17 protein-coding genes are annotated in these 13,923 nt (G+C 38.7%); 13 read left to right on the top strand and 4 right to left on the bottom strand.

The genetic code is table 11. The features are described from left to right. The first annotated feature begins 17 nt into the window (after nt 1–17). A complete protein-coding gene (mtnN, locus tag LZD48_RS01580; protein ID WP_235760971.1) occupies nt 18–704 on the top strand; it encodes a 5'-methylthioadenosine/S-adenosylhomocysteine nucleosidase in 687 nt (228 codons plus the stop codon). Nucleotides 705–767: 63 nt separating this feature from the next. On the opposite strand, the gene sigK is transcribed toward mtnN, so the two are convergent. Both sigK and LZD48_RS01570 read right to left on the bottom strand, forming a co-directional pair. Continuing rightward, complete coding sequence (sigK, locus tag LZD48_RS01575; RefSeq protein WP_235760970.1) at nt 768–1,484, bottom strand: RNA polymerase sporulation sigma factor SigK; 717 nt, start codon at nt 1,482–1,484, stop codon at nt 768–770. Between the two features lie 159 nt (nt 1,485–1,643). Beyond that, nucleotides 1,644–1,784: a sporulation histidine kinase inhibitor Sda gene (locus LZD48_RS01570; RefSeq protein WP_235760969.1), complete on the bottom strand. Its 141-nt coding sequence runs from the start codon at nt 1,782–1,784 to the stop codon at nt 1,644–1,646. A 1,004-nt stretch (nt 1,785–2,788) separates the two neighbouring features. On the opposite strand from LZD48_RS01570, the gene LZD48_RS01565 reads away from it, so the two are divergent. From LZD48_RS01565 to LZD48_RS01515, 11 genes are all read left to right on the top strand, one after another. Further along, nucleotides 2,789–3,307 (top strand): YqeG family HAD IIIA-type phosphatase, encoded by a 519-nt coding sequence (locus LZD48_RS01565; protein ID WP_235760968.1) that lies wholly within the window; start codon nt 2,789–2,791, stop codon nt 3,305–3,307. Continuing rightward, entirely contained in the window at nt 3,308–4,408 is a 1,101-nt protein-coding gene (yqeH, locus tag LZD48_RS01560) for a ribosome biogenesis GTPase YqeH (protein ID WP_235760967.1), read from the top strand. A gap of 12 nt (nt 4,409–4,420) precedes the next feature. Continuing rightward, nucleotides 4,421–5,263 carry a shikimate dehydrogenase gene (aroE, locus tag LZD48_RS01555; protein WP_235760966.1) on the top strand — a complete coding sequence of 281 codons (843 nt, stop codon included), beginning with the start codon at nt 4,421–4,423 and terminating at the stop codon, nt 5,261–5,263. Nucleotide 5,264: 1 nt separating this feature from the next. After that, a complete protein-coding gene (yhbY, locus tag LZD48_RS01550; RefSeq protein WP_235760965.1) occupies nt 5,265–5,555 on the top strand; it encodes a ribosome assembly RNA-binding protein YhbY in 291 nt (96 codons plus the stop codon). A gap of 16 nt (nt 5,556–5,571) precedes the next feature. Then, complete coding sequence (locus LZD48_RS01545) at nt 5,572–6,150, top strand: nicotinate-nucleotide adenylyltransferase (RefSeq protein WP_235760964.1); 579 nt, start codon at nt 5,572–5,574, stop codon at nt 6,148–6,150. Beyond that, nucleotides 6,128–6,751: a bis(5'-nucleosyl)-tetraphosphatase (symmetrical) YqeK gene (gene yqeK / locus LZD48_RS01540; protein WP_235760963.1), complete on the top strand. Its 624-nt coding sequence runs from the start codon at nt 6,128–6,130 to the stop codon at nt 6,749–6,751. Before LZD48_RS01545 ends, yqeK begins: the two co-directional genes overlap by 23 nt. Then, entirely contained in the window at nt 6,705–7,061 is a 357-nt protein-coding gene (gene rsfS, locus LZD48_RS01535; protein WP_235760962.1) for a ribosome silencing factor, read from the top strand. The genes yqeK and rsfS overlap by 47 nt, the downstream gene beginning before the upstream one ends. 2 nt (nt 7,062–7,063) lie before the next feature. After that, nucleotides 7,064–7,816: a class I SAM-dependent DNA methyltransferase gene (locus LZD48_RS01530; protein ID WP_235760961.1), complete on the top strand. Its 753-nt coding sequence runs from the start codon at nt 7,064–7,066 to the stop codon at nt 7,814–7,816. A gap of 122 nt (nt 7,817–7,938) precedes the next feature. Further along, the gene (locus LZD48_RS01525; RefSeq protein WP_235760960.1) at nt 7,939–8,544 is read left to right on the top strand and encodes a helix-hairpin-helix domain-containing protein; all 606 of its coding nucleotides are present in this window, start codon (nt 7,939–7,941) and stop codon (nt 8,542–8,544) included. Between the two features lie 68 nt (nt 8,545–8,612). Further along, on the top strand, nt 8,613–9,173 hold the full coding sequence (locus tag LZD48_RS01520; protein WP_235760959.1) for a ComE operon protein 2: 561 nt from the start codon (nt 8,613–8,615) through the stop codon (nt 9,171–9,173). 91 nt (nt 9,174–9,264) lie between these two features. Further along, nucleotides 9,265–11,550, top strand: a complete 2,286-nt coding sequence (locus LZD48_RS01515) for a DNA internalization-related competence protein ComEC/Rec2 (RefSeq protein ID WP_235760958.1) — start codon at nt 9,265–9,267, stop codon at nt 11,548–11,550. Nucleotides 11,551–11,596: 46 nt separating this feature from the next. On the opposite strand, the gene LZD48_RS01510 is transcribed toward LZD48_RS01515, so the two are convergent. Continuing rightward, nucleotides 11,597–11,731, bottom strand: coding sequence for a YqzM family protein (locus tag LZD48_RS01510; RefSeq protein WP_156856836.1), 135 nt, complete (start codon nt 11,729–11,731; stop codon nt 11,597–11,599). Nucleotides 11,732–12,499: 768 nt separating this feature from the next. On the opposite strand from LZD48_RS01510, the gene holA reads away from it, so the two are divergent. Then, nucleotides 12,500–13,519 carry a DNA polymerase III subunit delta gene (holA, locus tag LZD48_RS01505; RefSeq protein WP_235760957.1) on the top strand — a complete coding sequence of 340 codons (1,020 nt, stop codon included), beginning with the start codon at nt 12,500–12,502 and terminating at the stop codon, nt 13,517–13,519. An 84-nt stretch (nt 13,520–13,603) separates the two neighbouring features. Here holA and rpsT read toward each other — a convergent pair whose 3' ends face one another. Beyond that, on the bottom strand, nt 13,604–13,870 hold the full coding sequence (rpsT, locus tag LZD48_RS01500) for a 30S ribosomal protein S20 (RefSeq protein ID WP_235760956.1): 267 nt from the start codon (nt 13,868–13,870) through the stop codon (nt 13,604–13,606). Nucleotides 13,871–13,923 lie beyond the last annotated feature (53 nt).

Here is a 13,923-nt window from a genome sequence, read left to right as displayed (position 1 = left end):
AAGCTGGAGGTAACAATATGATTGGAATCATTGGAGCAATGGATGAAGAAATAGCTTATTTACTGGGAAACATGGATGATCGGATAGAGATCACAGTTGCTGGCTGCCGTTTCATCCAAGGGGAATTATTGGGAAAAGAAATTGTGTTATTGAAATCTGGAATTGGAAAAGTTAATGCAGCAATGGGAACAACAATTATGATGGAACGTTTCCATCCAGATTTTATTATTAATACCGGTTCTGCCGGGGGCTTTTCAGATAATCTCCAAGTAGGAGACCTTGTGATTTCTAATGAAGTCGTGCACCATGATGTGGATGTGACAGCGTTTGACTATTCTTATGGACAAGTACCGGGACTGCCCGCTACATTCCAAGCGGATGAACGTCTTGTACATCTAACAGCAGATACTGTAAAAGGATTAGGAATAAATTTTGAAATCGGCCTAATTGCGACAGGCGATTCATTTATGGAAGATGAAGGTAAAGTAAATACAGCCCGCTCCAATTTTCCAGAAATGATTGCGTCAGAAATGGAGGCAGCTGCCATTGCCCAAGTATGTGCGCAATATGAAGTTCCATTTGTCGTTATTCGGGCGCTCTCCGACATCGCTGGAAAGGATTCGTCCGTTTCCTTTGATGCCTTTCTTAAAACAGCAGCAAAGAACGCTTCTGAGCTAATTATGAGGGTTGTCAAGACGATATAAAGATAATAAATAAAAAGACAGAGGAATTCTCAGTGAAGCGGGAATCTCTCTGTCTTTATTATTTTATTCCTCTCTTTGTTTACTTCTTTCTTGTCGGTAATATTCATGAAAAACTTTCATCAAAGCACGTTTCTCAATGCGGGAAACGTAGCTTCTTGATATGTTTAATTTTTTTGCGATTTCCCGCTGGGTCATTTCATTTTTATCATGTAATCCGTAACGATAGATGATTACCTCTCTCTCTCGTTCATCGAGAACTTGGAAAAAGTTCTGCATCTTATCGATTTCCATGTTCAATTGGATATATTCGATAATATTTTCATTTTCAGCTTCTAAAATATCAATGAGGCTGATTTCATTGCCTTCTTTATCCTGGCCAATGGGATCGTGAAGAGAGACGTCTTTTTTTACTTTTTTCAAAGCGCGAAGATGCATAAGGATTTCATTTTCAATACACCGTGCAGCATACGTTGCTAATTTTGTACCTTTATCCACTGAAAAACTTTCTACACCTTTAATGAGACCTATTGTTCCAATCGAAATTAAATCTTCCGTGTCTTCGCCGGTATTATCGAACTTTTTAACAATATGGGCAACTAAACGCAGATTGTGTTCAATCAATTTGTTTCTCGCTTCACCATCTCCTTCAAGCATTGCTTTAATATATTCCTTTTCCTCTTTAGAGGAAAGCGGTTGCGGAAAGGCATGGTTCTTTATATAAGAAACGAAAAACATTGCTTCTTTCATAATCACGGCAAGAACAGATAAAATTCCAGACAAGGACATACACCCCCACAATAATGTCTTCACTTCCAATTAGGCGGTAGCCTATAGTTAAAATGTATGTCTTGCAGGGGTAAATAGTGTATGTCCATTAAAGTTTTCATGATTTAGGAAAAAATCGACAAAACAGGGGTGGATTAGATGGTTTTTTTTCTATTAACGTTGTTGTTTAATCTTGTTGGTAAGACTTCTCTTATCAATTTCTTTCTTGATCAGTGACAGAAAATCTTGACTAAGATTCAACTTACGTGCTTTTATATATGATTCTACAAGCAATTCATCGGATAAATTTTCCATATTACAATCCCCCAAAATTATCGTCATGAGAATGTTCAACTAATAATTTACCATGTTTCAAAAACGAGGACAAGACACAAGTTATCTACAGGGAAATGTAGATAACTTGTGCATAATTCGTTATTTATTGATAAAGATGTTGTGGTAAAGGGATTTTTTTAGTGAATAAGGTTATCCCCAATTTTTAAATTGTCAGTTTATGTCGAACGATTTTTTAAATAAATCGGTAAAATACAGGTATAAAATGCTGTGGAAATGAATATAATTCTATTTTTCTCATAAAAAAACAGACCCGGCGCAACTTTGAGCCGGGTTTATCTGGCATACTGACTAATTACTGATTTTCAAAAATTAATATTGCGGTGTTAGATATTTTATCTGATCCAAAAGCTCCGCCTTGAAAAACAGAGTTCCTTTAGCTTGATAATGGATAAGTTTTGTTTATCACGCAACCCACACAGCCTGAACCAACAAGCCACAACACTATCACAAGCTACGAATTGCTTTCATCCAGCGTAAGTGTGCCAAATCCCGAAACTTTCTCCTGGGGGCCCGCAGTCCAGACACCGGGCAACTGAACGGCGATTAGAGCTCCAGTCTAGGGAATGCGCAAATCACTTACGCTGTTATGAAAGCAATTATTTGTTCGGTTAGTTTGCTTTAAGTTTCCGGTATGAAGGTTTAGGTAATTATAAAAATCGTATCACAGATTCGAGCAATTAGTCGAGCGTAGGGGGAGTAATTGGAATGAAATAGAAGTTTACACCAGTAGTTAGTTTATCTTTCACCCTAATTACGCTATTATAGGGTAAGATAAAGTGAAACTTCAATCAGTAGGTGTTTTTCTTCATTCCCCACTGATTGTTAGTTGAACGAATCAGGGTGATAGCGTCCGTTATCTCCCACCTAAACTTTCTCGAAGACCCTAAAGTTTTGAGGTGAGAGTTTTACGGATGGTTCCACCGGGATAAAACTATGGAAAGATGAATAATGAGGTGTAAGCGGTGCTTAATAGGTTTTTACCGAATGAACATGTAAAAAGTATCTTTGATATCCAACCGGAAAAGTTAAAAACTCGAGGAATCAAAGGAATCATTACGGACCTTGATAACACATTGGTTGCATGGGATGTAAGAGATGCAACTCCTGAGGTCGTGAAATGGTTTGAACAAATGAAAGAACATGATATTAAAGTTACAATTTTATCTAATAATAATCTCGACCGGGTCAAAGCATTTTCTGATCCGCTCGGTACTCCATATGTTTACAGTGCAAGGAAACCGTTACGGAAAGCTTTTAACAGGGTCGCAAGGGAAATGAATCTTAAAAAAGAAGAAATCGTTGTGATTGGTGACCAGCTATTAACAGATGTACTCGGCGGGAATTCAGCTGGTTTTTATACGATGTTAGTCGTTCCGATTGTCCAGTCTGATGCGAAAATCACACAATTTAATCGGAGAATTGAAAGAATGATATTAAACTATTTCCGTTCTAAAGGAAAAATCAGCTGGGAGGACGAATAAGTGAAAAAAATTTATTGTGAAGGTTGCGGGGCGCAAATTCAAACAGAGGATAAAGAAAAAATCGGTTATGCTCCCGCGGCTGCTCTAGAAAAAGATGTAGTATTATGCCAGCGCTGCTTCCGGTTGAAGCATTATAATGAGACGCAAGATGTACCGATGACAGATGACGACTTTTTAAAAATGGTCAGCTCTATTCGAGAGTCGGAAGGACTAATCGTTCACATGATTGATATATTTGATGTGCATGGCAGCCTCATTGAGAGCTTGCCAAGGATTACCGGTAACAATCCAATTATACTAGTAGGCAATAAATTGGATTTACTGCCTAAATCAACAAATCCGAATAAACTTATCCAATGGTTGAAGAAGGAAGCAAAGGATGCCGGAATTAAAGTTCGGGATGTATTTTTAATTTCTTCTGTTAAAGGGACAGGAATTGACGAATTGAAGGAAGCAATTGAATACGAACGGAATGGTGAAGATGTCTATGTGGTCGGGACGACGAATGTCGGGAAATCAACATTCATCAATACGCTCATTAAACAGTCAACAGGTCATAAAGATGTAATAACGACATCTTATTTTCCGGGAACGACGTTAGGATTTATTCAAATTCCGTTAGACGATACAGCTTCGTTGATTGATACACCTGGTATTGTGAATAAACAACAGATAGCGCATTATCTTGCACCAGAAGATTTAAAGGTTGTTACACCGAGAAAAGAAATTAAGTCGCGGGGTTTTCAGTTAAACGCTGGACAAACGTTGTTCTTTGGCGGTTTGGCAAGACTTGATTTTGTAAAAGGAGAGAGGCAAGCTTTTATTTGTTATTTCGCAAATGAGCTGGAGATTCACCGGACAAAGTTAGAAAAAGCCGATGAATTATATGAATCACATCTCGGCGGTTTATTATCGCCACCAACAGAGGAGAGTATCGAACTCTTACCTTCGTTTACGGAGCATTCTTTTAAAATTTCAGGGGGTAAAAAGGATATTGTATTTCCTGGACTTGGTTGGGTAACAGTGAACGGGGAAGAGACTACAGTTGTTGTTCATAGTCCGAAGGGAGTTTCCGCAGGTGTTAGAAATTCATTAATATAGGGGGAAGGATCATTGTACAAGTTAGGGCTAATCGGGTATCCAATTCAGCATTCCTTATCACCTTGGATACATGAACGATTATTACAGAAAGCGCAGTTACAGGGGGAATACCGTCTATTCGAAATTACTCCAGAAGATGATTTTGAACAGAAGGTAATGGAATTAAAAGAAAAAGAATTAGACGGTTTTAATGTAACAGTACCATATAAAGAGAAAATCATTCCTTTTCTGGATGAGTTGGATGATATTGCAAAAGAAATGCAGGCAGTGAACACGGTCGTACGTGTGGATGAAAGGTGGATCGGTTATAATACAGACGGGATAGGTTATGTGCGGTCCCTTGAGAGTGCTTATCCTACCTTTTTTGAACAATTGGATAGGAAAGTCATGATTCTCGGTGCAGGTGGAGCTTCCCGGGGTATCTATTATGCCCTGACGAAATTTGGGGTTACTCAGATTGATATTGCAAATCGGACGAAGGAAAAAGCGGAAGATATTGCAAAGTTGGGTAAAGATAAAAGTAAGACAAATATTTTTACAATCGAAGAAGCTAGCAAGGTATTGAAAGAATACGATTTAATAATCCAAACGACATCAATGGGGATGAAAAGTGTGGATTTAAAGCCGATTGTCCAATTAAAACAGTTGAAATCAGGCGCCATTATGAGTGATATCGTTTATCAACCGATTAAAACCCAAATTCTGCAAGATGCAGAGCGACTTGGAGCAAGGATACTTTTAGGTCATACGATGCTGCTCTATCAGGCACAATATGCGTTTGAAATTTGGACAGGAAAACGTCCAGAGGTAATAGAAATGGAACACGAATTATTAGCTGTATTGGAAGGAAGATAATATGTTAACAGGAAAACAAAAAAGATTTTTACGCGCGGAAGCCCATCATTTAAAACCAATTTTCCAAGTTGGTAAAACTGGGGTAAATGATAATATGATTGAACAGATTATAGACGTTTTAGAAAAAAGAGAGTTGATTAAGGTCAGTGTACTGCAAAATTGTCTTGAGGACAAAACAACAGTTGCGGATAAATTAGTTCAAGGTGCTGATGCAGAACTCGTGCAAATCATTGGCAATAATATTATCCTTTATAAAGAATCAACAGAAAATAAACAAATCAAGCTGCCTTAAAAGGATGAATTGTAAAATGAAAAGGATAGGTATTCTAGGAGGAACATTCGATCCACCGCATTTGGGCCATTTAATCATAGCGGAAGAGGTGCGGCTAGCACTTGAATTGGATGAGGTATGGTTTATTCCAACCTATACGCCTCCTCATAAAGATAGTGCAAAAACGGGAGTAGATGACCGTATTCGGATGACTGAACTAGCAATCGAAACGAATCCGCATTTTAAAATAAATACAATTGAAATTAAACGATCGGGTAAATCATACACCATTGATACGATGAAGGAATTAGCCACCTTGCATCCGAATCACGAATTTTATTTTATTATCGGAGCTGATATGGTGGAATACCTCCCGAAATGGCAAGATATAGATGAACTTGTTAAACTTGTGCCATTTGTTGGTGTGAAACGTTCCGGTTATGAACTGGAAACCGAATATGATATATTTACTGTAAATATTCCGTTGATTGATATCTCTTCAACAGAGATTCGGAAACGGCTGCAGAATAATCGTTCTGTGAATTATCTCGTACCAGAGCGTGTATATGCGTATATTAGAGGAGAACGGTTATATGGAGATAAAGGAAGCAATTGAATTAGTTAAACACGAATTAAAGACTTCAAGATTTGAACATACGTTACGTGTGATTGAAACGAGTGAAGCATTAGCCGAACGGTTTAAGGAATCCACCGAAAAGGCTAAGCTTGCGGCAGCGCTCCATGATTACGCTAAAAATTGGCCTGTGGAAGATTTGAAAACTTATATTATCCATCATCATTTAACTGCTGATTTATTAACTTACCACTCGGAGCTGTGGCATGGCCCAGTTGCGTCGCACGTAATGGAAAAGAAGTACAGCATCAAGGATCCTGATATTCTCGGAGCCATTCGGCACCATACAACAGGACGAGCTGGAATGACGAACATGGAAAAAATTGTTTATCTGGCAGATTATATTGAGCCTGGAAGAGATATACCAGGCATTGAGGAAGTTCGCGCAGCAAGTGAACAAAATTTAAATTATGCATGTTGGTTTGTAGCAAGAAATACGTTAAATTATCTGATCGAGAAGAGAGTGACAATCCACCCGGATTCGTTTCACGCATATAATGATTTAACGAGAATAATTCAAACGGAGGGATTATGGAATGGATTTGAAAGAAATCGTGCAGATGGTCGCGGAAGCTTGCGATGATAAGCGAGCAGAAAATATTATAGCGCTAGATATGAATCAAGTATCATTAGTCGCTGATTATTTCCTTATTTGCCACGGAAACACAGAGCGCCAAGTACAGGCGATTGCACGGGGGATTAAGGATGCAATGGATGAACAAAATATTGAAGTTAACCGGATGGAAGGGTTTGAGCAGGCGCGCTGGATACTGATTGATCTCGGCGATATTGTCTGCCATGTGTTCCATAAAGATGAGCGTGGCTACTATAATTTAGAACGATTATGGGGAGATGCCACGGAGGTTCCGCTTCATATTGGACAAGAGGGTTAAGAATGGCATATGGACGGATGGCGGAAATATATGACCATTTAATGAATCATGCACCATACGACAAATGGGTGGATTTTACAGAAGAAATCATTCGTTCTTCTGACATCGATGTGAAGCGGATTGCCGATCTCGGCTGTGGGACAGGAGAAATAACGACTCGACTTGCAACGAAAGGCTATGAAATGGTTGGCGTTGACTATTCCGCAGAAATGCTCTCTTATGCTGAGCATAAGTCAAGCACAAATATGATTACGATTGATTGGTTACACCAAGATATCAGGGAGCTTTCAGGGCTAACGGGTTATGATCTAGCAATCAGCTATTGTGATGTCATCAATTATATAACGGAACCAGCGGATATCAGCCAAACGTTTCAACATGTATTTGATATGTTGAAGCGTGGTGGCTTGTTTCTCTTTGATGTTCATCACTTACCTTTTATTATGGACTTCTATGTAAATGAAACATTTGCGGAAGTGACGGATGAAGCATCCTACATTTGGTTTTGTATTCCAGGTGAAGAAGTTGGGGAAATGTATCACGACTTAACTTTTTATTATTTGCAGGATGGAAAATATGAACGATTTGATGAAGAGCATCACCAACGGACATTTTCTATAAAATTTTACAAAGAAATTTTACAGCGAATCGGCTTCGAAAATGTAAAAGTGTATGCCGATTTTGAAGTAAATGATGAAAATATCGATGACGATACAGCGAGAATTTTCTTTTCTGCAACGAAAGGACCGAGATAAATCAATTATCTCGGTTCTTTTCGATGAGCAGGAATTTATCAATCGATGTCGAATCCTATGTAGTAAGTCCCCCAAACTAATTATTCCACCTGAATTTTTCCCCTCTAAGGATGTGACCCACTATGTCAGATGGCAAGAAGAAAATAATATTTCTTGCGGGAATCGGATTAGCTATCCTGTTGTTTTTTATCATAACGGGAAAACCTGTAAAAGAAGAGAGTAATCACAATAATCTTCATGCGGCAATGGAAAATATGGAGGAAACGATTGCGCCGGAAGAGGATCAGGAAGCATCTTTTGAAAATGTAATTGTTGATATTAAAGGAGAAGTGAAGCAACCTGGTGTCTATGAAATAAGTGCGGATTCCCGTGTGAATGATGTCATTGAAATCGCTGGAGGTTTTACAGAAGAAGCAGATATTCAGCTTATTAATCTTGCTCAAAAAGTCCATGATGAAATGTCGATTATTGTATCGAAGCAAGGAGAAGAAGCCGCAGCAAATACTTCAAGTTCCGCAGATGCAGGGACCGATGGGAAAGTTCGCATTAATTATGCTACCCAAGACGAAATTGAATCATTAAATGGGATTGGCCCGGCAAAAGCCCAAGCGATTATTGAATACCGAGAAGAAAATGGCTTATTTCAGCGTGCAGAGGATCTCTTGGACATTTCCGGAATCGGTGAAAAGACGTTAGATAGTTTCATCGATCAAATTCAAGTTCCATGAAGATAGATTGACGGAAAATGGAGTTGACGGTTAAACTAGAGTAAGAGAAATAGTTTGGGGGGTTAACATTGGAAAGAATTTCATGGGATCAATATTTTATGGCGCAAAGCCATTTATTAGCTTTAAGAAGTACATGTGAACGACTTATGGTCGGAGCAACGATTGTACGTGATAAGCGAATTATTGCTGGAGGTTATAATGGCAGTGTATCAGGAAGCGTGCACTGTGCTGATGAGGGTTGTTATGTCATTGACGGGCACTGTGTAAGAACCGTGCATGCGGAAGCGAATGCGCTTTTACAATGTGCGAAATTCGGTGTTCCGACTGAAGGGGCTGATGTTTATGTGACACATTTTCCTTGCTTGCAATGCTGTAAGCAGTTGATTCAAAGCGGTATCCGGACCGTTTATTACGCAGAGGATTATCGAAACCATCCATATGCGATTGAACTATTTAATGAAACGGGTGTAAAGACGGTGAAGGTTGCTTTGGACTATCTTACGTTTGATACGCAGTACAAAGAAAAACAAGAACTCATTGAAAAAATACATGCAAAATTAGCTGAAAATGAAGAAGACAAAGAAGTATACCAGTTCAAAAAAGAAGTAGAACGCTTATTTCTAGGTTAACAGGTCTATACGGTTTTTCCCTTTTATTATGAACGGTCCAAATCCTTAAGCAGAAAAGGAATTTGGGCTGTTTCTAAAAGGAGATAGTAAAATGAAAGGTTACTGGCATATTGTAGCATTATCAGCGTTAGTCGCTGGGATTTCTGTACTGCTTGAGTGGAACTTGTTTATCGTTATTTTTATCTGGTTGGCTTATTTATTTGCAAGTCAACGGCTGAAAATATTACCGTTATTACTATCACTTATTTCCTTCCTTTTCTTCTATCATTATTTTCCTCCGATAGAATCAGAAGTATCTTCAAAGGTATACTCCAATGAGTCATCAATTTTACAAGGGAAAATTATTCAAGCACCCATTATTCAAGAGAACAAAATAGAACTTGTAGTAGAAGATCATATTACAACTGATAAAGTAATGGTCATTTATTTTCCTGACGAGCTAGAAACTAACCCGCATGAGACCATTTCATTGAAGTATGGTGCTAGCTGTGTCGTTCATGGTGAAACGGAATACCCGGAAGGTGCAAGCAATCCCGGTGAATTCGATTACAGACAATTTCTGCTAAAGAAAGATATAGCGAAACAGATCATTGTTAATAACTTAACTGATATCGAATGTGACGGGGCGTCTTTCTTGCACCGATTTATTTATCTGCGCCAGCTTTTAACACAACAGGCTCCGGATAGCATTAGTGATTACACGGCAGCCTGGGTGAATGCACTTGTATTAGGTGATGATTCTTTGCTTGACCAATCCGTCATCCGACTATTCCAAGACTGGGGATTATCCCATATACTCGCTATATCTGGTCTTCACATCGGAATCGTTGTTGGACTTATTTACGTTTTACTTATCAAAACAACAGCAATGACGAAGGAGAAGGCGGGGCTAGTCGTTTTATTATTCCTGCCACTTTATGCAGTGCTTGCTGGTGGTGAACCATCTGTGTTACGTGCGAGTGCAATGGTTGTCCTATTCATTATTTTACGAAGGATGAAGATACTTGTTTCTCCACTTGATGTTATTAGCATTGTCTTTCTACTTTTGCTCCTCTTCGACCGATTTATGATTTATCATATTGGATTTCAATTCTCTTTCCTCGTCACATTTGGGATAATTCTTACGCGAAATTGGTTATCTCGTGTCTCTTCTTCCTTCTATCAAGTATTGATCATCAGTTTTATTTCTCAGATGGTTATCCTACCGATTCAACTTCATTATTTTTCTCTATTTCAACCGCTATCGATTCTATTGAACCTTGTGATTATCCCTTACTTTTCTATTTTTGTCATCCCGTTTATGTTTTTCTTTTTATTATTTTCCTTTCTGCCGGAATCTATATTGCATGCGTTTGATATATTATTTATTGGTATCCATCATAAAGCACTTCTATTTATCGAATGGGTAGATCAGCATTTTAATTATCCGCTCTATGTATCTGAATTGTCTGTTTCATTTTTCATATGTTATTATGCTTGTTTCGTGATTAGCCTCGTTTATATAGAGTGGGGACGATTGAAAAAAGCCTTTCTCGGATTTACCCTGCTTACTCTTTTATTAGTTGGCTATGCAGCACTTCCTTATTATTCTGCGAAAGGAACTGTGACGATGTTGGATATTGGTCAGGGGGATGCTTTTATCATTGAATTGCCATATCGGGAGGGCGTTATTATGGTTGATGCTGGTGCGAAATTCACCTTTGAAGATATGGAGCCTTCCTCGTCCGTATATGAACGAATCATTAAACCTTACATGCGCTCTCGCGGCATTCATGAGATTGATGCATTATTTATTACCCATGAAGATCTCGATCATTTCGGCAGTCTAGAATTTATGGCTTTTGACGGTGTCGTGAAAGAAGTTTATGTTAGTGATTATTATGAGTTTCGAGCAGATTTATCGCGAAAGCTTATGGAAAATCAAGTTCCCGTGCAACGTGTACAAGCTGGAGAGGTCGTTGATATTTACGGGCAGCTTTTTACAGTTCTCTCGCCGGTCAAGGATAAACAACGTGCAAACGAAAACTCATTAGTACTTTATACAAAAATCGGCGGACGGAGCTGGTTGTTTACAGGGGACATAAGCAAGGAAGAAGAATTAGAAATGATGAAAAACTATCAAGTTCAAGCAGATATTATAAAAATTGCCCATCACGGCAGCAATACATCTTCTGCCCCAGTATTTTTACAATCGCTTCAGAGTAAAGATGCCTTTATTTCAGTCGGAAGAAATAATTCATATGGACACCCGACAAAAGAAGTGATTGAAACATTGGAAGAGCTTGGTATCCGGATTTTTCGAACAGACGAGCACGGGGCAGTGCAATTTATTTTCGAAGGGGACGTGGCGTGGTTCGAAACCTTTTTACCCAATTAAAAAAGAGACTGGTGTTATTCAGTCTCTTTTTGAAATACTATTATGTTTAGTTACCAATAACGTTAAATACGACCCCAATCGCAAAAATTAGGAAAAAGAATAAAAATGAAAACACAAAACCAAACCCTGAATCGATGACGTCATTGTTTTTAGATTGCGGATTATTTTCAAATTCGTTCATCATTACCCCTCCTATCATCCATCACTAGTATAAGATATATATAACAAAAAATCCACTTGTAATATAAAGTTGATCAATATTTGCGCCTAAATAATTAAAGCAATTCAACCTTATCAAGCACTGAAATAGGGTGAATTCTACCGTTATAAATAAAATCGACCACAAAAGCTTTCATACAGCGTAAGTGTGCCAAACTTAGAAACTTTCTACTGGAGGTTCGCAGTCCAGACACCTCTCGCACCTGCTGAGCGAACGTCAAGCCTCCTCGCGCTGAGCACGAAGGGGGCTTGCCAGGCCTACCTCCGAACAGGAAGTTCTAATGCCGGCGTTGGTCACAGGACGTGACCGTTTTTAGCCGGCCTCACGCAGGAGTCTCGAGGTGTCTGGACTGCTACCAGGAAAGGCCAAATTTGAATCACTGTTTAATGTTCTGGAAAAAGTATGCTTCTTATCGTGGCGGAATAATTTCTATTTAAAATAACCATCTAACCAGTTCAGTTGCCCAGTGGACGGTGACTCCTGCGGGAATAGCACGAGTCTCGAGACCCCTTAGTGCTCAGCTCTAGGAGCTCTAGCAGTGCCTAAGGATGCGCATCCGTCCACTGGGCAACTGAACGGCGATTAGAGAGCGAACCATGAGAACGTGCAAAACACTTACGCTGTATGAAAGCAATAATTTTATAATGGAAATTTAGTTCTTCGATATATTGTGCTTCATTGTTATGATACAATCAAGATTAGCAACATACATAACTGGAGTGGTTCTGCATGTCATATATGGATGTATTAAAACAAATTAAGAAAAAACAAATCGCACCAATTTACTTTTTGTATGGTTCGGAAAGTTTTTTTCTACAACAATTGAAACAGCAATTAATTGAAAAAGTCGCAGCAAATGATGAGGATAGTTTAGCTGTTTATGATCTAGAAGAAGTACCAATAGAGGCGGCTGTAAGTGATGCGGAAACGTATCCATTTTTCAGTGACCGAAAATTGGTTATCGCCGAGAATCCAGTCTTCTTAAAAGCGAAGCCTGATAAGCTAGCTTTTGAGCATGAACTGCTGGCACTTGAACGTTACTTATCAGCACCTGTTGATTATTCGGTGCTCGTCATTATAGCTCCATATGAAAAAATTGATGAAAGAAAGAAAATAAGTAAACTGCTGAAAAAGCATGCAACCGTTGCGGTTTGTAATCCAATAAAAGATAACGACTTGAGACAATGGGTTAATTCTGTCGCCAAGCAACTACACGTAACAATTAACGATGAAGCCTATGAAATAATGGAGGCTGAACTATCCAACAATCTGCATCAATTAGAAAATGAACTGCAGAAGCTTGCTCTATTTGTCGGACCGAATGGGGAAGTGACGAAAAAAATTGCCGAAGATCTCGTTTCCCATACGACGACAAGTTCGGCTTTACGCTTAGTCGATGCGGTAATTGAAAAGGATTTACAGAAAGCTATTCGGATTTTTAAAGATCTATTAAAGATGAAGGAAGAGCCGATTGCGATGATCGGTTTAATTGCGTTCCAATTCCGTTCGATCCTGCGGGTAAAGCTATTAAAGCAGCAGGGCTATAGCCAGTACCAGATGCAAAAACAACTAGGAGTCCACCCCTATGTCGTAAAAATTGCTCTAAACCGTGAGCGACAATTCTCAGTTGATAAGTTGGAACGCATCATCATCCAGCTCGCAGATACCGATGCGGCGATTAAACAAGGTAAAATGGGAAAAGAATTAGCATTTGAATTAATGTTATATGATTTAATAGAGGCGGCATAAAGTGAAACTTCAATCAGTGGAAGTTTTACAGACGTTTACACCGGGATAAATAAAAAAACGATCCACTAATTGGATCGTTTTTTATTATGCACCTAGATTACTCACTTTTTTGATTAAACGAGTTTTTTGACGCTCCCCGTTATTTTTGTGAATAATGCCTTTTTGAACAACTTTATCAATTTTCTTGATTGTTGTACTAAGTGCTGCTTTAGCATTTTCTACATCATTTGCTTCAACATACTTCTCCACCAGTTTAATGGCAGTGCGCATGTCAGATTTTTTTGCTAGGTTTAACGAACGTTTTTTATCATTTGTTCGTACACGTTTGATAGCAGATTTAATGTTAGCCATGATGTCACCTCCTAGAAAATAATTGGGCGGTTAATAAAAGCATTCTTATTATT

It is taken from the genome of Oceanobacillus alkalisoli (genome assembly GCF_021556485.1).
In the GTDB taxonomy this organism is placed as follows: Bacteria; Bacillota; Bacilli; order Bacillales; family Amphibacillaceae; genus Oceanobacillus; species Oceanobacillus alkalisoli.
This window is presented reverse-complemented; position numbering and strand designations above follow the sequence as displayed.